Raw genomic sequence first — 21,822 nt, forward strand, 5'->3', positions numbered from 1 at the left:
AGCACAGCCGAGGAGCCGGTCCAGAGTGGTATGATATTGGACCATGACAGGTCCGCCACGATGACCTATAAATCGTTCTGCGGCTTCCAAGGGAGGAATAGACGGATGGTCAGGTCAGCTCTGCGCGGCGCAATCGGCGCAGGTTTCATGGTGGCGGCAATCGCCTCCGCCTCGGCTCAGGTTCTGGAAATCGGCGCGGATGCCGGCCCGACGGGGCTCGATCCGCATCTCATCACCGCGTTCCCGAGCTTCATGGTGGTGAACGGCAACATCTATGAGGGCCTCACGGCCATCGACAAGGATCTCAAGACCGTCCCGGGGCTGGCCGAATCCTGGACCGTCGCGCCGGACGGCAAGACCTATACGTTCAAGCTGCGCTCAGGCGTGAAATTCCACGACGGCTCCGACATGAACGCAGAGGATGTGGTGGCCTCCATCAAGCGCGTGCAGAGCAAGGACATCGCCTCGCCCCTGGCGAGCCGTCTCGCTGCGGTGGAAAGCGCCAATGCGGTCGATCCCCAGACCGTCGAGCTGAAGCTCAAGGAACCGTCCGCTGCGCTTCTGTCGTCGCTCGCGACCATTGCCATCGTGCCGAGCGCCATGGAGGCGAACAAGGACGCCCTGCAGAAGGCGCCGGTCGGCACGGGTCCGTTCAAGTTCCAGGAGTGGCAGCCCAACGGCTTCATCCTGCTCACCAAGAACGACGCCTATTGGGAGAAGAGCCTGCCAAAGCTCGCCGGGCTCAAGTTCAACATCGTGCCTGAATCGGCCACCCGTCAGGTGGGCCTGAGCAACGGACAATACGCTCTCCTGCCCAACATCGATGCGGCCACAGCCCTGCAGCTCAAGGGCAAGCCGAACGTGAAGCTCGCCGAGACCATGGACCTCGCCTACACGCTCATCGGCATGAACGTGTCGAAGCCGCCCTTCGACAACGCGAAGGTGCGCGAGGCGGTGAACTACGCCATCAACCGGCAGGAGATCGTGGACGCAGCCCTCTTCGGCGCCGGCGTTCCGGGTGGTCCGCTCTCGCCGGCCCTGAAATCCTGGGCGCTTAACGTCAACCAGTTCGCTTGCTACAAGCCCGATCCGGCGAAAGCCCAGGCGCTCCTGAAGGAGGCGGGCGTCGCGACACCGGTGGCCGTCACCCTGAAGGTCCTGCCGCGCCAGGACGTGAAGGACATCGCCCAGGTGGTGCAGGAGCAGCTGAACAAGGCGGGCTTCAAGGTCGAGCTGGTCAACCAGGAGCAGGGCCAATTCATCCAGGACTGGCGCAACAGCAATTTCGACATGTTCGCCTCGATCAATGCCGGCCAGCCGGATCCGGACGAGTATTTCTACCGCACCTTCCGCACCGGCGGCTCGACCAACGTGTTCAAGTACTCGGATGCGGAGATCGACGGCCTGCTCGACCAGGCGCGCAGCCAGCAGGACCAGGCAGCGCGCAAGACGGCCTACGACAAGGTGCAGCAGAAGCTCGCCTGCTCCGGCCCCGTGGCGCATCTGACCTACGGCACCCTGTTCTCGGCCATGAACAGCAAGCTGCAGGGTTATGACGTGATGCCGAACCGGTCACTCCTGACCCTGCGCAACGCTTCCTATTAAGAGCCGACGATTGCCCCGGCGCCGCATCTGTGGCGCTGGGGCGTATTTTGAGAGCCCCTCTGTATGAACCGAGTCCTGCTCGCGCGCCTCATCGATCTGGTCATCGTCCTGTTCGGCGTGTCGATCATCGTGTTTCTGATGATCCGCCTGATCCCCGGCGATGCGGTGGCGATCATGCTCGGGGCGAACACCGAGATCACCCCTGAGCGCATGGCGGAGCTCAACCGCCGAGTCGGTCTCGACCGTCCCATCGTCGAGCAATACCTGCTTTGGGCGGGCTCCGCCCTGCGCGGCGATTTCGGGACCTCGCTGTGGACAGGCCGGCCCGTGGCCGGCGAGATCCTTCTGCACCTGTGGCCGACGCTGGAACTCACATTTCTTGCGCTTCTCATCGGCGCCGTGCTGGCGGTGCCCGTCGGCTGCCTGATGGCGCAAACGCGCGGCGGTGCTGCCGACGTGACGATGCGCGTGACAGCCATCGCCGGCCTGACGATTCCCTCCTTCTGGCTCGGCATCGTGCTGATCCTGCTGCTTGCCAGCTGGGCGCCGGGCTTCGCATCCCTCGGCTACGTGCCGTTCTCGGAAGATCCTGTCGGCAATCTCCAGCGGATGACCTTGCCGGCCATCGCCCTGGCGCTGCCGATCCTCGCCAATCTCTCGCGCCTCGTGCGCTCGGCCATGCTCGATGCGCTGGGTCAGGACTATGTCCGCACGGCGCGTGCCAAGGGCTTGGCTGAGCGCAAAGTCGTCTACAAGCATGCCTTACGCAATGCGCTGATCCCGTTCCTCACCAGCGTCGGCATCATGACGGGCTATCTCCTCGGCGGCGCCATCGTGGTCGAGCAGGTCTTTGCCATTCCGGGCCTCGGCCGACTCATTCTCGGAGCCATCGCCGAGCGCAATTACCCGCTCATCCAGGCCACCATCCTGGTGGTCACGGCAGGCTTCGTCTTGGTGAACTTTCTCGTCGACCTTCTCTACATCGTCGTCGATCCTCGCGTGAGGGCTTAGAGCCGTGCAGCGTCTGGCCAAGAACAAGCTACTCACCTTCGCGGTCGTCCTGGTGGCGATCCAGATCATCCTCGCTCTCGGCGCGCCCGTGTTCGCACCTTACGACCCGATGGCGCAGAGCGTGGCGCGACGCCTGCGCGCGCCGACCGAGCTGAACTGGTTCGGCACCGACCAGCTCGGCCGCGATGTGCTGACCCGGATCCTCTACGGCTATCGCACCTCGCTCATCGCCTGCCTGCTCGCCGTCAGCGTTGCCCTCTTAGCGGGAGGGGCCCTCGGTCTCGTGGCCGCCTATTACCGCGGCTGGCTCGACCGGATCATCATGCGCATCATGGATGTGCTCTTCGCCTTTCCGGTGATGCTGCTCGCCATCGGCATCATCGCGGTACTGGGGCCGCACACCTACAGCGCAGCCGCCGCCATTGCGGTCGTCTACACGCCGATCTTCGCCCGGCTCCTGCGCGGCCCGGCGCTGGTGCTGTGCGAGAGCGAGTACGTGGCAGGTGCCCGCGCCATCGGAGCGTCGGATGCCCGCATCATCTTCATGCACATCCTGCCGAACCTCGCATCCGTCATCCTGGTTCAGACGACCCTGCTGCTCTCCGCCGCGATTCTTGTGGAGGCCTCACTCTCGTTCCTCGGTCTCGGCACCCAGCCGCCCACGCCGTCGCTCGGCCTGATGCTGTCGGAAGGCCGCAACTTTCTCATGCTCTCGCCCTGGAGCGCGATCTTTGCTGGCTTTGCCATCCTGTTCCTGTCCTTCGGCTTCAATCTCCTGGGCGACGCCCTGCGCGACACCCTCGATCCGCGCCTGAGAGGACAACCGTGATCGTACGGTCTGCCGGAGCGGATGATGTCCCGGCCCTAGCAGCTATCGCCGAAAGGTCTTACCGGGCTGCCTTTGAGAACATCCTGGAACTGGATGTGATCGAAGGCCGAGACGCCACCTTCTTTGCGACGCGCTTCGCCTCCTCATGGGAGCGCGTGCTGGTGGTTGCCTCGGAAGGCAGACCTGTCGGCTTCCTGCTCATGACCGACGGGCATATCGACATGCTGTTCATGGATCCTCCGGTGAGCGGCAGGGGAGGTGGCGCGCTTCTCCTGAAAGAGGCTGAGCAGCGAGGGGCGAGAAGCCTCGAGTGCTTCCGCGACAACCATGCGGCCCGTCGCTTCTATGAGCACCATGGTTGGCGCGTGGAGCGGGAATACGACCGGGAGTTCGCCGGAAAAAGCCGCAGCTTTGTCTTCTATGTGAAGGACTGACGCCTCAGAGCGTCACCACCCGGCCTGTCCGCACCGCCTCGTCGGCGGCGAGCACGATGCGCAGGGAGCGAACGGCATCGTTCATATGATCCGTCAGGTCCAGATCCTCCTGGATTGCCCGCAGAAGGTACCGCTGCTCGCGCTCGCACAGATCGTCGTGGTCCGGTTCGTCCGTGGTGCTGATCCGCTCGTCCGCCTTTGCGAAGGCTCCATCATCCTTCAGAGCCGCATGGTGGAGCAGGATCTGGTTTGTCTTGGTATGAGCGTTGATGTCGTCGGAACGGATGTCGCCGACCGTCTCGGCCATGACGATGCTGACGCTGCCCTTCGGGCCGATCACGTCCTTCACGAAATAGGCGGTCTCACTCATCATCGGGCCCCATCCGGCCTCGTACCAGCCGACGGAGCCGTCGTCGAAGGTCACGTGGAGATGGCCGTAATTGTACATGCCGGCCGGCATGTCCTCGGTCAGGCGCGTGCCCACGCCGTGAACCTGCACGGGCTTCGCCTTGGTGATCTGGCACATGACGTCGACATAGTGCACGCCGCAATCGACGATGGGCGAGAGGGATTGCAGCAGCCGCTTGTGGGCCTCCCAGGCGGCGCCGCTCGATTGCTGATTGAGGTTCATGCGGAAGACGTGCGGCGTGCCGAGCGTCCTGGCGATCTCGATGAACTTGATCCAGGACGGGTGGTGGCGAAGGATATAGCCGATGACGAGCTTGCGCCCGGTGCGCATGGCCGTATCGACCACCCGCTGCGCATCCTCGACGGTATCTGCCAGGGGCTTTTCCACGAACACGTGCGCACCCGCTTCCATTGCCCGGATCGCATAGGGCGCATGGGTGTCCGACCAGGTGTTGATCGACACCACGTCCGGCTTTGTCGCCGTCAGCGCTTCCTCGAAATCGCTGAACCGGGGAGCCCCGCGCAGAGCCTCGGGAAGCTCCATGCTGTCGATGTTGCGCGTGCAGAGGCCTGCAATCTCGTAGCCCTCGATCCGCGTATAGGCGAGGGCATGGGACAGGCCCATATTGCCGAGGCCGACGACCAGAACCCGCTGCACGCTCATCGACGCTTTCCCCTTATTCGCTTTGACCACCGATCCAAGTCTGCCGCACCTGCAGGCTTTCGTCGAGAAGGACGAGGTCGGCCCGATAGCCCGGCGCGATGCGGCCGAGTTCATGATCGAGCCGCAGGAAACGCGCCGGCGCAAGCGATGCCATGCGCAGCACATCCGGCAGGGCAAGGCCCAGACGCTCGACGCTGTTGCGTACGGCGCTTGCCATATCGAGATCGGAGCCCGCGAGCGTTCCGTCCTCCGTGGTGAGCCGTCCGTCCTTGCGGTAGATCGTGCGGCCATGGAGCTCGAAGCTCGTCAGGCTCGTGCCGGTCACCGACATGGCATCGGTCACGAGCATCATCCGCTCCGTGCCCTTGGCGGCAATCGCCACCCGCAGCGATGCATCGCTCACATGGTGCCCGTCGATGATGAGGCCGCACCACGTGTCCTGGCTGTCGAGGGCAGCACCCACCGGACCGGGATCCCGGCCGGCAAGCGGCGGCATGGCGTTGAAGAGATGCGTGAAGCCGCGCAAGCCATGACGTGTGGCTTCCATGACGGTGGCGTAGTCGCTCGCGGTATGTCCCGCGCAGATCAGCACGCCGGCCGAGGCGAGCCGCGCAATGGCCTCCATGCTGTTGCGCTCGGGCGCGAGCGTCACCAGAGTGCGGCCCTCCTTCAGCGAGGTCAGGATCGCGATGTCCTCCTCGTCCATCGGGCGCATGAAGGCGGGATTGTGCACGCCCTTGCGCTCGGGGCTGATGAAGGGACCTTCGACATGGATGCCGAGAACGCCGGGAATACGGGAAGCCAGAGCTTGCCGCATGGCCTCAACCGCTTCCGCCATCGTCTCGCGCGTGTCGGTGATGAAGGTCGGCAGGAGGCCGGTGGTGCCGTAGGCCCGGTGAGCTTGCGCAATTTTCCCGATGCCCTCGACAGAGCGCACGTCATTGTAGAGAACGCCGCCGCCGCCATTGACCTGCACGTCGATGAAGCCGGGAGCGAGCAGGCCGCTCACCGCGCGGCGCTCGATTCCGGCTCCGAGATCCTGCTCATGCGGCACGCCGACGATGCGGCCGTTCTCGATGACGACAGCGCGGCCGTCGAGCATGTGCGACCCGTCGAAGACGCGGGCACCGGTCAGAGCAACGGCCATCAGACGGTCTCCGTCACCTTGCGCAGCCGCGGCGGGCTGTCGGGGTTTCGCCCACGCGCCAGCGCAACAGCGTTTACGAGGGGATAGAAGCTCTGGATGAGGGCGATCGGTGCGAGATAGGGGTGCACATCCTCAACGGGCGGCAGCATGACCGAGGCGGGACCCTCGGCCGCACCCGCGACCACGACGGGAACGCCCTGTTCGTTCAGCTTCGTCACGAGATCGTTGACGCCGCTCAGGGTCTCGTCCTGTTGGCTGAGCACCAGGATTGGAAAGTGGTCGCCGGCCAATGTCCAGGGGCCGTGCATCAGCTCGGCGGCGCTCATGGCTTCCGCATGCACGCCCGACGTTTCCTTGAGCTTGAGGGCTGCTTCCTGCGCGACCGCAAATCCCACGCCGCGTCCGACGACGAAGAGGTTGTCGGCATCCGACAGGAGAGGCAGCGCGGGCGACCAATCGACGGCGGAGGCCTTGGCGAGAACGTCCGGCAGCGTGTCGAGCGCGTTCAGCAGATCCTGATCTTGAGACCAATGCGCGACGAGCTGCAGGCCCGCCGCGAGCGCCGCGATGAAGGACTTCGTGGCCGCCACGCTCTTCTCGGGCCCCGCGTGCAGCGGCAGCACCACCTCGCAGGTGGAGGCGAGCGGCGAGGTGGTGTCGTTCACCAGCGCGACCGTTAGCGCGCCGTCATCGCGTCCCGCTTGAGCGAGGTTGAGAATATCCGGGCTGCGGCCCGACTGTGACACGGCGAGGAACAGCGCATCGCGCATGCGCGGACGCGCCTCGTAGACCGATGTCACCGAAGGGCCGACGGAGGCGGTCACCAGGCCGGAATGGATCTCGAGCAGGTATTTGACGAAGGTCGCCGCATTGTCCGAGCTGCCGCGCGCGCAGGTCACTGCGAAAGGCGGAGGAGAGGCACGCAGGCGCTGGCCCAGCTCCCGGCAGAGGGGCGCATTGCGCTCGAGCAGGGATGCCACCACCTGCGGGGCCTCCTGCGCTTCGCGCAGCATGGCCGTGATGGTGGAAACAGCGCTGTTCGTTTCAAGTGTCATCATTGTGCATCCGTTCGGGCTGGCTGATGGTCAGCTCAGCCACGAAATCATAGGCATCGCCCCGGTAATAGGACGAGGTGAACTCGACCACTTCGCCGGTGGCCGTGAAGGAGCGGCGCTCGATGTAGAGCGCTGGGCTCTGGGGCGGAACGCCGAGGAGCGAGGCCTGTTCCTCGCTCAGGAGCACCGCGTGCAGCCGCTGCAGGGCACGGGTCGGCATGTAGCCCTGCTCGTGCAGCACGGCATAAAGCGATTGTTTCACGAGCGAGGGGTCAGGCAGGACGCGCGACGGGATGACGGCGTTCTCGATCGCCATGGGAATGCCGTTCGCCATGCGCAGGCGATTGACGCGACTCACCAGATCTCCAGGCGAGAGACCGAGCGCCATCAGCTCGTCCGTCGAGGCTTGGCCGGTCGACTGGCTCAGCATCACGGCCGAGGATTTCAGGCCGCGGGCCGACATGTCGTCCGTGAAGCTCGACAGGCGGGACAGGGGCTGCTCCAGCCGCATCTGCTGAGCGATGAAGGTGCCCGAGCCCCAGCGCTGGACGAGCACGCCCTTCTGCACGAGGCCCGTGATGGCCTTGCGCACGGTGACGCGCGAAATGCCGAGTTGCTTGGCGAGATCCCGCTCGCCGGGCAGCGCGGCATCGGCCTTGAGCGCGCCCTTTCGCACCGCCTCCTCAATGGATTGCTGGAGCTGAAGGTATAGGGGTGTGGGATTGGCCTCGTTCAGCGGAAGAAGCGACAGGGCCTCGCCGGCTTGATCGCTCATGAGGGCCTCCCTGTCAGGGCCGTGCGGGCGAGCAGGATCGCGCCGTCGACCGCGTCGGCCTTGGGGGCCGCAATGGTGCGCTGGACCGGGGGCGGGAGCCAGGGCCGTATGGGCTCGGCCAAGCCGCCGAAGAGGCAGATTGCCGGAGCGCCGAGGTCGAGGAGACGCGTGGCGATCAGACCCAACCCCGTGGCCGCATTCGCAACAAGGTCGATGGCGAGCGGGTCCCGCCGTTCGGCATAGTCAAGGACGAGCGGCGCATAGCGCCCGTAATCGCTCGGTCGGGCTTTGCCGACCCAGTCGACCAGGGTCTCAAGGTCGTTCTTGAACTCGGCCAGCACGGCATCCGAGAGCGGGGTCGAAGGCGCGCGTCCGTCATGGGCCCATATGCAGCGGCGCAGGAGTTCCCGCCCGATGGCGGCACCACTCCCCTCGTCGGAAACTTCATAGCCCCAGCCACCCACATAGTGGCATTGGCCGCTCACGCCGCCATAGCCGCAGGAGCCGGTACCGACGATGAGAATCGCCCCGTCGCCTCCGTTGAAAGCGCCGAGCCAGGCGGTGTGGGCATCCGTCTCGATCTCGAAGGATGCAAAGGGATGGGAGCGTGCCAGCAGGCGCTCGACCGCGCTTGTCTGGCCCGCGCCTGCAGCACCCATGCCGGCATGAATCCGGCCGAGGTCGCTCTCCTGAAGCCCAGCCTGGGACAGCGCTTCGCGGCATGCGGTCAGAAGGGAGTTCCAGACCACGTCAGGGTCGAGGCGGATGTTGGACGGGCCGCCCGTTCCTTCCCCCAGCAGATCGCCCTGCGCGTTGCGCAGACGCGCCCGGCACTTTGTGCCGCCGCCATCGATGCCAAGGAACAGGAGGTCGGTCATGCGCGGATGGATCTCAGGAACGGACAATCGGACGGCACAATGCCACTTAATATCCAGTTCGGGAAGGGGCGGCAGCTTCATTGCCGGGAGCCTCGTGCACCTGCCCTGTGGATGCAGATTCGCGAGAGCGGGGAGGGAAGCCGGCGATTTCCAGAGGATCCGGCCGAGGGGGAGTTGTCTTTGAATTTTGTCGATACCAATATGAGGTCACTTGTCCAACGCATCGACCAGTGAAACAGTCATGGCTGCCTGCTGGGAAGCACAAGAATGCACATAATGGGCACGGGGCAACAAAAGGGAACATGCTCGGAGGTGGGCTTCGACGCCGCCTCTGGGGTACGGAGGACGAAAACGATGAAGACGCTCCATTCGAAGGCTTTCCGGCGCCGTGCGGGACAGCTGCTGGCGACGGCATCCGTCGTGGCGGCCGCTCTGGCTTTCGCCAACGCCGCCTCGGCCCAGACTCTCACCATCGAGAGCTGGCGCAACGACGATGCGGATGTGTGGAACACCAAGATCATTCCAGCCTTCAACAAGAAGCACCCGAACATCAAGGTGCAGTTCAAGGCCGATCCGCCGACCGAATACAACGCCGCCCTCAATGCACGCCTCGCCGGCGGGACGGCCGGGGATCTCATTACGTGCCGTCCGTTCGACGCATCCCTCGACCTGTTCAAGAAGGGCAATCTCGTCTCTGTCAACGACGTGAAGGGCCTTGAGAACTTCTCCGACGTGGCGAAGAGCGCCTGGTCCACGGACGATGGCAAGACCACCTTCTGCATGCCGATGGCCTCGGTGATCCACGGCTTCGTCTACAACAAGGAAATCTTCGACGAGCTGAAGCTCACGCCGCCGAAGACCGTGGCCGAGTTCCACGCGGTGCTCGACAAGATCAAGGCTGACGGCAAGTACACGCCCATCGCCATGGGCACGGCCGACCAGTGGGAAGCCGCCACGATGGGCTTCCAGAACATCGGCGTGAACTACTGGAAGGGCGAAGAGGGCCGCAAGGCGCTCATCGAAGGCAAGCAGAAGTTCACCGATAAACCCTATGTGGATGCCTTCAAGGAGCTGGCGAGCTGGGCTCCCTATATGGGCGACGGCTACAAGGCGCAAAAATATCCGGATACGCAGAACCTGTTCACCCTAGGCCGTGCGGCCATCTATCCGGCCGGCTCCTGGGACGTTCCGATCTTCCGCAAGCAGGCCGATTTCGAGTTCGACGCCTTCGCGCCGCCCGTGGTGAATGCCGGCGACAAGTGCTACATCAGCGACCACACGGACATTGCCATCGGCATCAATGCCAAATCGCAGAATATGGAAGCCGCCAAGACCTTCCTGTCCTGGGTGGCGTCACCTGAATTCGCCGAGATCTACGCCAACGAGCTGCCGGGCTTCTTCCCGCTCTCCAAGGCGAAGGTCGATGTGAAGGACCCGGTGGCGGCCAAGTTCGTCGGCTGGCGCGGCACCTGCGAAAGCTCGATCCGGAATTCCTACCAGATCCTGTCGCGCGGCACGCCGAACCTCGAGAACGAGCTCTGGAACGTGAGCGCCCAGGTGATGAACGGCAGCATGAAGCCCGAAGAAGCGGCCAAAAAGGCCCAGGACGGGCTTGCCAGCTGGTACGAGCCGCACAAGAAGTAAGTGAAGCATTAAGAGCGGGCCGCTCGGATGAGCGGCCCGCTTTGACTTTCCTCGGTTTTCCAGGGCAGCATGACGGATCTCACGGCCCCCAGCGTACACTCGACGGACGTGGTTTCCGCCCGCTCGCGTTTTCCGGTCCATATCGCGGTGTTTCTCGCACCTGCGCTGGCGATCTATACCCTGTTCTCAATCTATCCGCTGATCGACACGATCCGCCTGAGCCTCTATGCCGGCGACGAGACAGGTGCGCGCAGCTTCGTCGGCCTCCGGAACTTCTACACGCTCCTGACGGATCCCAACTGGTCGGGCCAGTTCTGGAATGCATTCACCAACAATCTGATCTTCTTCGCCATTCACATGGTGGTGCAGAACGGCATCGGCTTGGGATTGGCCATGCTGCTCAGCCTGCCGCGACTCATCGGCGGCAGTGTTTACCGAACGCTGATCTTCCTGCCGACCATGCTGTCCGTGGTCATCATCGGGTTCATCTGGCAGCTGATCCTGAATCCGCTCTGGGGCATCGCGCCGAGCCTGTTGAAGGCGGTGGGGCTCGGCAGCTTCTTCGGTCCCTGGCTGGGACAGGAATCGACCGCCCTGCTGACGGTCTCGCTCATTTCGGTGTGGCAGTTCGTCGGCATCCCGATGATGCTGATCTACGCGGCTCTCCTGAACATTCCCGACGATCTGCTCGATGCCGCGACCGTTGACGGGGCAGGGCCGTTCAGCGTGTTCTGGTTCGTGCGCCTGCCGCTCATCCTGCCGACTCTCGGGGTCGTGTCGATCCTCACATTTGTCGCCAATTTCAACGCCTTCGACCTGATCTACGCCATCAAAGGCGCGCTCGCCGGCCCGAACTTCTCCACCGATATTCTCGGCACCTTCTTCTATCGCACCTTCTTCGGCTTCCAGCTCCAGGTCGGCAGCCCGACCATGGGTGCTGCCGTGGCGACCGCCATGCTGGTCATCATCCTGATCGGCGTGCTGATCTATCTGTTCGGCGTGCAGCGGCGCCTGCAGCGGCATACGTTCTAAAGGAGACCGGGCCATGACCATCAGACCCGGCCGCATCGCCGTTCACATCGCCCTGGTCCTCTACACGATCCTGGCGCTCGGCCCGATCTTTCTGATCCTGATCAATGCCTTCAAGACGCGGCGGGCGATCTTCGCCGACCCGCTCGGGCTTCCCAATGCCCAGACCCTCACCACAATCGGCTTCGACCGGGTCTTTGCCAATTCCGATTTTGGCCTCTACTTCTTCAACAGCCTGACCGTCACGGTCGTGTCGCTGGTGCTGATCGTGCTCATCGGAGCCATGGCAGCCTGGGCGCTGACCGAATACCGCTTCCGCGGCAGCACGATCCTCAGCCTTTATCTCGCCATCGGCATCATGGTGCCGATCCGTCTCGGGAGCGTCAGCATCCTGCGCATGATGGTAGAGCTCAACCTCGTCAACACGCTGACGGCGCTCATCCTCGTCTATGTGGCGCAGGGGCTGCCGCTCGCCATCCTGATTCTCGGCGAGTTCATCCAGCAGATTCCGAAGGACCTGCGCGATGCGGCCCGGTGCGATGGGGTCAGCGAGTACCGGATCTTCTTCAGCATCATCCTGCCGCTGATCAGCCCAGCCATCGCGACGGTGGCGGTATTCACCATGGTGCCGGTCTGGAACGATCTCTGGTTTCCGCTGATCCTCGCACCCGGCGACGGCAAGCAGACGATCACGCTCGGCGTGCAGCAGTTCATCGGCCAATACGTAACGGATTGGAACGCGGTGCTCGCCTCCCTGACGCTGGCGATTGCGCCCGTTCTCGTTCTCTACCTTCTCTTCTCGCGCTATCTCGTGCGCGGCCTGACCGCCGGCGCCGTGAAGTGACAGCTTCTTCCAGGAATTGACCGCAATGGCTGATGTTTCCCTCCACGGAGTTGCCAAGTCCTTCGGCGCCACCGAGATCCTGCGCGATATCAATCTCTCCGTCGAGGATGGGGAGTTCGTCGTCTTCGTCGGCCCATCGGGCTGCGGCAAGTCCACGTTGCTGCGGATCATTGCGGGTCTTGAGACAGTCAGCGGCGGCGAGATCAGGATCGACAAGAAACGCGTGAATGAGCTGCCGCCAGCAGATCGCAAGATTGCCATGGTGTTCCAGTCCTATGCGCTCTACCCGCACATGAACGTCTACAAGAACATGGCTTTCGGGTTGAAATTCGCCAAGACCGACAAGGCGGAGGCCGACCGCCGGGTGCGGCAGGCAGCCGAGATCCTTAAATTAACGCCGCTTCTCGACCGCAAGCCGCGCGAACTGTCGGGCGGCCAGAGGCAGCGCGTCGCCATCGGCCGCGCCATCGTGCGCAACCCCAGCGTCTTCCTCTTCGACGAGCCGCTGTCCAATCTCGATGCGGCGCTTCGCGTCAACACGCGCCTGGAGATCGCCAAGCTGCACCGGGATCTCGGCGCCACCATGATCTATGTCACCCACGATCAGGTCGAGGCCATGACGCTTGCCTCCAAGATCGTGGTTCTGAACCAGGGCCGGATCGAGCAGGTCGGGGCGCCGCTGGAACTCTACCGCTCTCCACGCAACCTGTTCGTCGCCGGGTTCATCGGCTCGCCGCGCATGAACTTCATCAAAGGGCAGGTTCTTCGCGCGGAGGGGAGCCGCGTCACCATCGGCTTCGCCGGCACGGAGGCTGCCCTCGACGTGAGACCCGGCAGCGTGAAACCCGGCGACCCTGTAACGGTGGGCATCAGGCCCGAGCACATGGAAGCGGGGGGAACGGATTCCACCTCTCTCAGAGGCACCATCGACGCCGTGGAGCAGCTTGGCGAGTCGAGCTATGTCTATATGAGGCTGGCCAGCGGAGACGATGTGATCGTCCGGGCTCCCGGTGAAACCGAGGCGACGCCGGGCGGCACCTATATCGCCCATGTGCCGAGCCGTGCGCTCCATGTCTTCGATGCATCAGGCCTGTCGGTTCTGCCTGACCGTTCTTGACGCGCGACCTCTACGAATTCGATACGGCTGCCGCGATCCTCGGCGCCAGCGCGCTGTTGAGAATTTCGGCGGGCCGGCCTGAAGCAACGACCTTGCCGTCCGCGACGAATGCCATCTGATCGGCCATGTCGGCCGCATCCTCGGGCGTGTGGATGGTCATGAGAATGGTGACGGGGCGCTTGCGCCGCATCTCATCGACCAGGAGGATCATGTCGCGCCGCAGGGTGGGGTCGAGGCTGCTGAAGGGCTCGTCGAGCAGGATCAGCGGGCGGCCCGAAACCAGGGCGCGGGCGAGGGCCACGCGCTGGCGCTGACCTCCCGACATCTCGCCGGGCCTGCGGGAGCCGAAACCCTCAAGACCGACGGCTTCGAGGGTTTCTTCGATGAGCAGCTTTTCATCGTCGGCCAGACGCAGCGACGGCCGCAGGCCCAATCCCACATTCTGCGCGACGTTCAGGTGCGGAAACAGATTGTGATCCTGGAACACGATGGCGACGGGGCGCTTGGCCGGTGCGAGCGGCAGCAGGTTCTGGCCATCGAGGGTCAACGAGCCGCTCTCCGGCGTCTCAAAGCCGGCGATCATGTGCAGCAGGGTCGTCTTGCCGCCGCCCGAGGGGCCGATGACGGCGCAGAGGTGTCCCGCCTTCACCGTCAGTGAGTAATCGGCCACGAAGTCGGGCCAGAACAGGCGGCAGTTCTCAATCACCAGCATGGGACAAGCGACCTGAAATGTGGGCGAGAAGGAAGGCGACGAGAACGATAACGAGGCCGACGGCCGAGGCCTCATCCAGACGATAGGCGCCGAGGCGCTCATAGAGAAGGTAGGGCAGCGTCACCAGCTCCGTGCCGCCGAAAAGGGCGATGATGCCAAAGTCACCGAACGACAGGGCCATGGCGAGGGCAAAACCGGCCGCGAGCGGGCGCTTGAGCACGGGCCAGTCCATGATGTTCAGCTTCGCCCAGCCGGTGACGCCGAGCGAAGCCGCCACCCGGCCATAGCGCTCCTCCACGGTGAGCAGATGCGGCGCGACAAAGCGGTAGGCGAAGGGTACGGCGGCCAACCCGTTGATGAGCGGCAGGAGAATGAGACCGGCGGATGACCGATCCCCGAAGCGCTGGATCAGCAGGAATAGGCCGGCCGTGAGGGCAAAGGGGGGAACGGCCAGGAGCGTGTCGGGCAGGAAGTCATAGAAGGCAGCAATCCTCGGTGAGCGTAGGACGAGGCGCCTCCGCCGTGCCGCAGAGGCAAGCGCGAGAGCGAGCAGGCAGGCGATCGCGGCCGCTGCGGCGGCGATGATCATGCTCGTGACAAAGGCCTGGAGAAGGTCCGTTCCAAGGATGTCGGCGATATTGGGAAGGCCGGTTAGGACGCTGAGAGCGAGCGGCGCAATGAACAAGGCGGCAATCGCGAGAACAACGCCGTCCAGAACCTTCAGGCGGCGATCCTCCGCATCCGGCCGGCGGACGAGGCTGCGGATGGTGTGGCCGACGGGCGGCCGCGTGAAGGCCCAATGCAGCAGCACCGTCATCGACAGGCAGATCGCGAGCTGGATCAGCGCCAGCCAAGCGACGCGACCGAAATCAAGATCGATCTTGAGCGCCTCGTAGATCGCCACTTCGAGAGTGGAGCGGCTAGGGCCTCCACCGAGAGCCAGCACGATGGCGAAGCTCTTGAAGCACATGAGAAAGATCAGGCCCGCGATGCCGGGCAACTCGGCGCGCAGCACGGGCCAGTCGAGATGGCGGAAAACCTGCGCAGGCGTGAAGCCGAAGGCAGTCGCAAGCCGCCAATGCTCGGTGGGGATCTGGTTCAAGCCGTCCAGGGTGATCCGGGCCACGAAGGGAGCGTTCAGGAACACATGGGCGATGAGAATGCCCGGATAGCCGAAGATGCTGATGCCGCCCGGCCAGCCGAAGAAGGCGAGCCCTTCGGAAAGCCATCCGCTCCGGCCATACACGGCGAAGACCGCAAAGACCGCGACAATGGTCGGCATCACCATCGTGGTGCTCAAGGCAGCCAGAACGATGCCTCGTCCGGGGAATGAGCGGCGCACGAGGGCAAGCGCCAGCGCGATGCCGAGGGCAAGCGACAGAACGGTCGAGAGGGTGGCCTGGATGATCGAGAAGGCGAGCACGCGACCAAGATAAGGTCCGATGGAGAAAAGCGTCGGCGTTCCTCCATCGAAGGTGGCAAGCGCGATGAAGCCGCCCGCAACCAAGCTTAAGATGGCGAAAGCCACCAGGGTTCCGGGATGGGGCAGCCTCAAGGTCAGCATGGGCGATCAGCGCGCCGTGGCGTTGAGCCAGGCGTCGGTAAAGGCGCGGCGGTTCTGCTGCACCTCCTCGGGCGTGAAGAGAAGCGCCTGACTCGGCTGGATCATTCCTTTCAGAGCCTCCGGCATGCCGGAGGGCGGGTTCTTCGCTGGATACATCCAGTTGGTTTCGGGGATCGCCGTCTGGAACCCTTCGCTGAGGATGAAGGCCATGAACTGCTTCGCGAGTTCCGGCTGCTTCGTGGTGCGGGTCATGCCGGCGAGCTCCACGTGAAGGTAATGGCCCTCCGTAAAGGCGGCAGCCTTGTAGTTGTCCTTCTTCTCCGCGACGATGTGATAGGCGGGAGACGTCGTGTAGGACATCACCATGTCGGCTTCGCCCTTCATGAAGAGGCCATAGGCCTCCGACCAGCCCTTGGTGAAGGTAACGATGCGCGGCTTCAGCTTGCCCCAGGCCTCACCGGCGTTGTCGCCATAGACCTTCTGCATCCAGAGCAGGAGGCCAAGGCCCGGCGCGCTGGTGCGGGGATCCTGCAGGACCACCTTTGGGCCGTTGGGATTGTCGACGAGTTCCTTCAGGCTCTTCGGCGGATTGGGCAGCTTGTTGGCGTCGTACACGAAGGCGTAGTAGCCCCAGTCGAAGGGAATGAAGGTGTCGTCCTTCCATTCGATAGGAAGCGACAGGTCCTTCACCTCGGCGCCGTGCGGGGCGAAGAGGTTGAGGGATTTTGCCTCCGCCACGAGGTTCATGTCGAGGCCGACGACTGCATCGGCCTTGGTGTTCTGGCCTTCGAGGCGCAGCCTCCCGAGCAGGCTGCCCGCATCCTCGGCGGTGACCCAGGTGAGGTCGCAGTTGCAGGTCGCCTCGAAGCGTTCCTCGACGGTCTTGGCGGGACCGTACTTCCCGGCAAACGAGCTGTAGGTGTAGACGGTGAGCGTCGGCTTGGTCTGGGCCTGGGCAAGGCCTGTGGCCAGCCCGAGCGAAACGAAGGTGAGAAGCAGTCGGCGTAACATCTTAAGGGCGCTCCCATGCATGCGGCAGGCCGGACAGGCGGCGCAAATTGCACGGGGCATAGCTTTTATGGCGATGTCGCATGCTCATTCCCTCCGCCGGCATGACCCGGATCAGGTTCGACGGGTCGGTGGCCTGGCCACCTCTCAGCCTCGTATGAGGCTCCCCGTGAGACGCTTCGCTTCTAGAACACTTCAGGGGCGGCCACAAGCCACCCCTGTTTTGATTGTCAGCGGCGGCTGCCCTTGTCCTTACCGTTGGCCATTGAGGCCCGGCGCAGGGCATCCGCCAGGGCGCCGCCGGAGGAGGGAGCCTGCGCGGCAGGCTTCCTCTCATTCTGAGCCTTGTGCTTCTGAAAAGCCCCCCGGTTATCGTCCTGCCGACCGGCCGGCCGCTTCTCGGCCGGGTCGCTCATGCGCATGGTAAGCGAGATGCGCTTGCGCGGGATGTCGACCTCGAGCACCTTCACCTTCACGATATCGCCCGGCTTCACCACGGTGCGGGGATCCTTCACGAAGGTGTCGGCGAGCGCCGAGATGTGCACGAGACCATCCTGATGCACGCCGATATCGACAAAGGCACCGAAGGCCGCCACGTTGGTGACGACGCCTTCCAGCATCATGCCGGGCTTCAGGTCGCTGATCTTTTCAACACCTTCCATGAAGGTCGCGGTCTTGAACTCGGGACGCGGGTCACGGCCGGGCTTTTCCAGTTCGCTCAGGATGTCCTTGACGGTTGGGACGCCAAACTTCTCGTCGGTGAAGCTCTGCGGATCGAGCTTCTTCAGCACCGCGCCGTTGCCGATCACGACCTTGATGTCGCTCTTCGTGGCTTCCAGGATGCGGCGTACCACCGGATAGGCTTCCGGGTGAACGCCGGAGGCATCGAGCGGATCGTCCCCATTCGGGATGCGCAGAAAGCCTGCGGCCTGCTCGAAGGTCTTCGGCCCCAGGCCCGAAACCTTGGTCAGCGCCTTGCGGGTCTTGAACGGGCCGTTGGCATCGCGATGGGAGACGATGTTCTGCGCCACCCAGTCGCCGAGGCCGGAAACGCGGGCGAGCAGCGGCGCGGATGCCGTGTTGAGATCGACGCCGACGGCGTTCACGCAATCCTCCACCACCGCGTCAAGGGAGCGGGAAAGCTTGTACTCGGCGAGATCGTGCTGGTACTGCCCGACGCCAATGGATTTCGGGTCGATCTTCACGAGCTCTGCCAGAGGATCCTGCAGGCGGCGGGCGATGGACACGCCGCCGCGTATGGAAACGTCGAGATCCGGCAGTTCCTGACTGGCGAAGGCGGAGGCCGAATAGACGGAGGCGCCCGCTTCCGAGACCATGATCTTGGTGAGCGTCAGGTCCGGGTGCTTCGACACCAGCTCGGCCGCGAGCTTGTCGGTCTCGCGGGATGCCGTGCCATTGCCGATGGCGACGAGTTCGACCTTGTGCACGCGGCAGAGACGCGCCAGGACCGCGATGGATTCGTCCCATTGCCGCTTCGGCTCGTGTGGATAAATCGTGTCGGTGGCCACCACCTTGCCGGTGGCATCCACCACCGCCACCTTCACGCCGGTGCGATAACCCGGATCGAGACCGAGGGTCGGGCGGGCGCCGGCGGGCGCCGCCAGCAGCAGGTCGCGCAGGTTGCCGGCGAACACCTTCACGGCCTCGTCCTCCGCGAGCTGCCAGAGCTTCATCTTCATGTCGAGTTCGATGGAGAAGCGCAGCTTCGTCCGCCATGCCCACCGAACGGTATCGAGCAGCCACTTGTCGCCGGGGCGGCCCTGATCGGCGATGTTGAAGGCAAGCGCGACCCGACCCTCGTAGCGGCTCACATAACCCGGCTCGGCAGCATCCTTGTCCTCCTCCATGCGCAGATCGAGGATCTCCTCCTTCTCGCCGCGGAAGAGCGCGAGGATGCGGTGGGAGGGCAGCTTGGGCAGAGGCTCGGCGAAATCGAAGTAATCGGAAAACTTCGCGCCGTCGTTCTGCTTGCCGTCGCGCACCTTGGAGGTGAGGCTGCCGCGCTCCCAATAGATGTCACGCAGGGCGCCAAGGAGTTCGGCATTCTCGGCAAAGCGCTCGACCAGAATGGACCGTGCGCCTTCAAGAGCCGCTTCCGGCGTTGCCACTCCCTTCTCCGGATTGACGAAGGCAGTCGCAGCGTCCTTCGGCTCGCGGGTAGGATTGCCCAGGAGCTGGTCGGCCAGCGGCTCCAGGCCGGCCTCCTTGGCGATCTGTGCCTTGGTGCGGCGCTTGGGCTTGTAGGGCAGGTAAAGGTCTTCGAGCCGCGCCTTGGTATCGGCGGTGTTGATCTGGAGCGCCAGCTCGTCGGTGAGCTTGCCCTGCTCGCGGATGCTGTCGAGGATCGTCTTGCGGCGGCTCTCCAGCTCGCGCAGATAGCTCAGGCGCTCCTCCAGGGTGCGCAGCTGGGCGTCGTTCAGGGTGCCGGTGACTTCCTTGCGGTAGCGCGCGATGAACGGCACGGTCGAACCGCCGTCGAGGAGGTCGATGGCCGCCTTGACCTGCCATTCCTGAACATTCAGTTCGTCCGCGATGCGCTGACCGATGGATAGCATGGAAGTCTCCGAAAGGTTGAGGCGCGGCTTCTACGGTGCGGGGCACCCTCGGGTCAACGGCCCGTCCACAGCGCCGGGGTCGCAGTAACTGAAGGGAAAGCACTTTCTCCGGCGATTTCGCTTGGCTCCGAAAGCCTTGGCGTATAGACCGTCCGGCCCTTCCCGCCCGATCCCGAGGTCCTCATGCCCCATTCCAACGATTTTTCCATCGGCATCGATTTCGGCACCAGCAACACGGTCGTGGCCATCGCGGGGCCGGACGGTCAGGTGGAGGCGCTGACCTTCGAGCACGGGGGCGAGCGCCTCAAGGTCTTCGTGACCGCGCTCTGCTTCTGGGACGAGCGGCACGGCAATGGCCTGCGGACCGAGGTCGAGGGCGGCCCCTGGGCCATCGAGCAGTTTCTCGAAGGGCTCCACGCCCATCGATTCATCCAGTCCTTCAAGACCTTCGCGGCGAGCGCCACCTTCAAGGAGACCCGCATCTTCCGGGAGCGTTACGGTTTCGAGGACCTGCTGAGCGCCTTCCTGCGCACCCTCGTACGTCATGGCGGCTCACGCCTGGATTGGGGTGCACGGAACGTGATCATCGGCCGGCCGGTCCAGTTCGCCGGCTACAACCCCGATGACGATCTCGCCATGCAGCGTTACCGGGCTGCCTTCGGGCGGCTTGGGGCGGAGCAGGCGCGCTATGTCTACGAGCCTGTGGGGGCCGCCTTCTTCTATGCGCAGCAGCTCGATCACGATGCGACCGTCCTCGTGGCCGATTTCGGCGGCGGCACCAGCGACTTTTCCGTCATGCGCTTTTCCAAGAAGGGCGGAGTGCTGCGGGCCGAACCTCTGGGCCATGCGGGCATCGGGATTGCGGGCGATGCCTTCGATTACCGGATCGTCGACCGGGTGGTCTCGCCCCGCCTCGGCAAGGGCGGGCTCTATCGCTCGATGGACAAGATCCTCTCGATCCCCAACCACTACTACGCCAACTTTGCCCGTTGGAACCAGTTGGCGATGATGAAGGGCAGCGGAGATCTGAAGGAACTGCGGGAACTCGCCCGTGCGGCCATTGAGCCTGGACCGCTCGAGAAGTTCATCGACATCATCGAATACGATCTGGGCTTTGCCCTCTACCGCGCCGTGTCCTCGGCCAAGGTGGCTCTCTCGAGCCAGGAAGAGACGGATTTCCGGTTCGAAGGAGAGGGCGTCGATATCCGGGCGCGGATCACCAGGGCCGATTTCGAGGGCTGGACCGGCGAGGATGTTCAAAAAATCGCCGGCACCGTGGATGAGGCGCTCACGAAGGCCGGCGTGAAGCCGGAGCAGATCGAGCGTGTGTTCCTCACCGGCGGCACGTCCTTCGTGCCCGCCATTCGCCGCCTGTTCGTGGAGCGCTTCGGCGAGAGCTGCCTGACGTCTGCCGACCAGTTCGAGTCCATTGCCTACGGTCTTGCTCTCATTGGCCAGACGGAGGAGCCAGGCCGCTGGGCTGTTGCCAATTAGAGTTCGCGATCTAACGAGTCTGGCTCCGGTCGCGTTAGGGTAGTGCGCCGGGCGGAAAGCAGGTGTATGAGGGTCCCAGACCCTTTGCCAAGCTCTGCCATGGAGGAAGCCTTGCTCACGAGTTCAGCCGCCGGCGTCTATGTCATCTGTCCCACGCCCTTCGAGAGCGACGGGCGGGTGGACGTCGCCTCGACCGACCGTATGGTCGAGGCCTACCTGAAGGCCGGGGCTACCGGACTGACCATCCTCGGCATTATGGGCGAGGCGCCGAAGCTTGCCGCCGACGAGGCGCTCGCCTTTGCCCGCCAAGTCATCAAGGCGGTGGCCGGCCGTGTTCCCGTCATTGTCGGCGTCTCGGCGGCGGGTTTTGCCGCCATGTCGGGCCTGTCCTCCAAGGTGATGGATGCAGGCGCTGCCGGCGTCATGATCGCCCCGCCGTCGACCCTCAAGACCGACGATCAGATCGTGTCCTACTACGCCGATGCAGTGGAGGCCATCGGCACGGATGTGCCGTGGGTCATTCAGGATTACCCGCTCACCACCAACGTGGTCATGAGCCCGAAGGTGATCATGCGCATCATCGAGCAGAGCCCCTCTTGCGTCATGCTCAAACATGAGGACTGGCCGGGCCTCGACAAGATCACGACGTTGCGCCGTGCGAGCGATGCCGGCCAGGTTCGCCGCGTGTCGATTCTCTGCGGTAATGGCGGCATGTTCCTGCCCTTCGAGATGGAGCGGGGCGCCGACGGCGCCATGACGGGCTATGCCTACCCTGAGATGCTGGTGGGCGTGGTCAACCTCATCAACGAGGGCAAGCGGGCGGAGGCGCACGATCTCTTCGACCGGCATCTGCCGCTGGTGCGCTACGAGACCCAGCCTGGCGTGGGGCTCGCCGTGCGCAAGTACGTGCTGAAGCGGCGCGGCATCATCGCGACCGACACGCTGCGCAAGCCTGGGCCGAAGCTGAGCCCGGAGACGATCGCCGACATCGAATGGCTGATGGAGCGCATCGAGCGCCCGTAACAACA

19 protein-coding genes and 1 riboswitch are annotated in these 21,822 nt (G+C 64.2%); of the genes, 10 read left to right on the top strand and 9 right to left on the bottom strand.

Going from position 1 to position 21,822, the window contains the following annotated elements:
* Positions 1-105: 105 nt before the first annotated feature.
* The 4 genes from MA07_RS25215 to MA07_RS28190 all read left to right on the top strand — a co-directional run bounded on the left by MA07_RS25215 (position 106) and on the right by MA07_RS28190 (position 3,879).
* Positions 106-1,605 carry an ABC transporter substrate-binding protein gene (locus MA07_RS25215; protein ID WP_036358663.1) on the top strand — a complete coding sequence of 500 codons (1,500 nt, stop codon included), beginning with the start codon at positions 106-108 and terminating at the stop codon, positions 1,603-1,605.
* 63 nt (positions 1,606-1,668) lie between these two features.
* Positions 1,669-2,616 carry an ABC transporter permease gene (locus MA07_RS25220; RefSeq protein WP_036358665.1) on the top strand — a complete coding sequence of 316 codons (948 nt, stop codon included), beginning with the start codon at positions 1,669-1,671 and terminating at the stop codon, positions 2,614-2,616.
* Positions 2,617-2,620: 4 nt separating this feature from the next.
* Positions 2,621-3,445, top strand: coding sequence for an ABC transporter permease (locus tag MA07_RS25225; RefSeq protein ID WP_036358668.1), 825 nt, complete (start codon positions 2,621-2,623; stop codon positions 3,443-3,445).
* Positions 3,442-3,879 (top strand): GNAT family N-acetyltransferase, encoded by a 438-nt coding sequence (locus MA07_RS28190; protein WP_052003516.1) that lies wholly within the window; start codon positions 3,442-3,444, stop codon positions 3,877-3,879. Before MA07_RS25225 ends, MA07_RS28190 begins: the two co-directional genes overlap by 4 nt.
* A gap of 4 nt (positions 3,880-3,883) precedes the next feature.
* Here the strand turns inward: MA07_RS28190 and MA07_RS25235 are convergent, their stop codons facing one another.
* From MA07_RS25235 to MA07_RS25255, 5 genes are read right to left on the bottom strand one after another with little or no spacing between them, the layout of a single operon-like run.
* Positions 3,884-4,951 (bottom strand): Gfo/Idh/MocA family oxidoreductase, encoded by a 1,068-nt coding sequence (locus tag MA07_RS25235; RefSeq protein ID WP_036358671.1) that lies wholly within the window; start codon positions 4,949-4,951, stop codon positions 3,884-3,886.
* A 13-nt stretch (positions 4,952-4,964) separates the two neighbouring features.
* Positions 4,965-6,098, bottom strand: a complete 1,134-nt coding sequence (gene nagA, locus MA07_RS25240) for an N-acetylglucosamine-6-phosphate deacetylase (protein WP_036358674.1) — start codon at positions 6,096-6,098, stop codon at positions 4,965-4,967.
* Complete coding sequence (locus MA07_RS25245; protein ID WP_244445349.1) at positions 6,098-7,153, bottom strand: SIS domain-containing protein; 1,056 nt, start codon at positions 7,151-7,153, stop codon at positions 6,098-6,100. Before MA07_RS25245 ends, nagA begins: the two co-directional genes overlap by 1 nt.
* A complete protein-coding gene (locus MA07_RS25250; RefSeq protein ID WP_036358679.1) occupies positions 7,143-7,928 on the bottom strand; it encodes a GntR family transcriptional regulator in 786 nt (261 codons plus the stop codon). The genes MA07_RS25245 and MA07_RS25250 overlap by 11 nt, the downstream gene beginning before the upstream one ends.
* Positions 7,925-8,806: a BadF/BadG/BcrA/BcrD ATPase family protein gene (locus MA07_RS25255; protein WP_036358682.1), complete on the bottom strand. Its 882-nt coding sequence runs from the start codon at positions 8,804-8,806 to the stop codon at positions 7,925-7,927. The genes MA07_RS25250 and MA07_RS25255 overlap by 4 nt, the downstream gene beginning before the upstream one ends.
* A gap of 354 nt (positions 8,807-9,160) precedes the next feature.
* On the opposite strand from MA07_RS25255, the gene MA07_RS25265 reads away from it, so the two are divergent.
* From MA07_RS25265 to ugpC, 4 genes are all read left to right on the top strand, one after another.
* The gene (locus tag MA07_RS25265; RefSeq protein ID WP_052003517.1) at positions 9,161-10,450 is read left to right on the top strand and encodes an extracellular solute-binding protein; all 1,290 of its coding nucleotides are present in this window, start codon (positions 9,161-9,163) and stop codon (positions 10,448-10,450) included.
* Between the two features lie 69 nt (positions 10,451-10,519).
* A complete protein-coding gene (locus tag MA07_RS25270; RefSeq protein WP_052003518.1) occupies positions 10,520-11,482 on the top strand; it encodes a sugar ABC transporter permease in 963 nt (320 codons plus the stop codon).
* A 13-nt stretch (positions 11,483-11,495) separates the two neighbouring features.
* Entirely contained in the window at positions 11,496-12,323 is an 828-nt protein-coding gene (locus tag MA07_RS25275) for a carbohydrate ABC transporter permease (RefSeq protein ID WP_036358687.1), read from the top strand.
* A gap of 25 nt (positions 12,324-12,348) precedes the next feature.
* Positions 12,349-13,440 carry a sn-glycerol-3-phosphate ABC transporter ATP-binding protein UgpC gene (gene ugpC, locus MA07_RS25280; protein WP_036358690.1) on the top strand — a complete coding sequence of 364 codons (1,092 nt, stop codon included), beginning with the start codon at positions 12,349-12,351 and terminating at the stop codon, positions 13,438-13,440.
* A 10-nt stretch (positions 13,441-13,450) separates the two neighbouring features.
* Here the strand turns inward: ugpC and MA07_RS25285 are convergent, their stop codons facing one another.
* From MA07_RS25285 to MA07_RS25300, 4 genes are all read right to left on the bottom strand, one after another.
* Complete coding sequence (locus tag MA07_RS25285) at positions 13,451-14,152, bottom strand: ATP-binding cassette domain-containing protein (RefSeq protein WP_036358692.1); 702 nt, start codon at positions 14,150-14,152, stop codon at positions 13,451-13,453.
* A complete protein-coding gene (locus tag MA07_RS25290; protein ID WP_052003519.1) occupies positions 14,139-15,716 on the bottom strand; it encodes an ABC transporter permease subunit in 1,578 nt (525 codons plus the stop codon). Before MA07_RS25290 ends, MA07_RS25285 begins: the two co-directional genes overlap by 14 nt.
* Before the next feature lie 6 nt (positions 15,717-15,722).
* Positions 15,723-16,727, bottom strand: coding sequence for a thiamine ABC transporter substrate binding subunit (gene thiB, locus MA07_RS25295; protein WP_081929164.1), 1,005 nt, complete (start codon positions 16,725-16,727; stop codon positions 15,723-15,725).
* Positions 16,728-16,797: 70 nt separating this feature from the next.
* Positions 16,798-16,904: riboswitch (TPP riboswitch) on the bottom strand.
* Positions 16,905-16,954: 50 nt separating this feature from the next.
* On the bottom strand, positions 16,955-19,300 hold the full coding sequence (locus MA07_RS25300; RefSeq protein WP_036358695.1) for a Tex family protein: 2,346 nt from the start codon (positions 19,298-19,300) through the stop codon (positions 16,955-16,957).
* Between the two features lie 183 nt (positions 19,301-19,483).
* Here MA07_RS25300 and MA07_RS25305 point away from each other — a divergent pair, with 183 nt between their 5' ends.
* Together MA07_RS25305 and MA07_RS25310 are read left to right on the top strand one after the other, a co-directional pair.
* Positions 19,484-20,794 carry an Hsp70 family protein gene (locus tag MA07_RS25305; protein WP_036358698.1) on the top strand — a complete coding sequence of 437 codons (1,311 nt, stop codon included), beginning with the start codon at positions 19,484-19,486 and terminating at the stop codon, positions 20,792-20,794.
* A 99-nt stretch (positions 20,795-20,893) separates the two neighbouring features.
* Positions 20,894-21,817 carry a dihydrodipicolinate synthase family protein gene (locus tag MA07_RS25310; RefSeq protein WP_036358701.1) on the top strand — a complete coding sequence of 308 codons (924 nt, stop codon included), beginning with the start codon at positions 20,894-20,896 and terminating at the stop codon, positions 21,815-21,817.
* Positions 21,818-21,822: the final 5 nt, after the last annotated feature.

The organism is Microvirga sp. BSC39 (assembly GCF_000739015.1).
Lineage (GTDB): Bacteria > Pseudomonadota > Alphaproteobacteria > Rhizobiales > Beijerinckiaceae > Microvirga.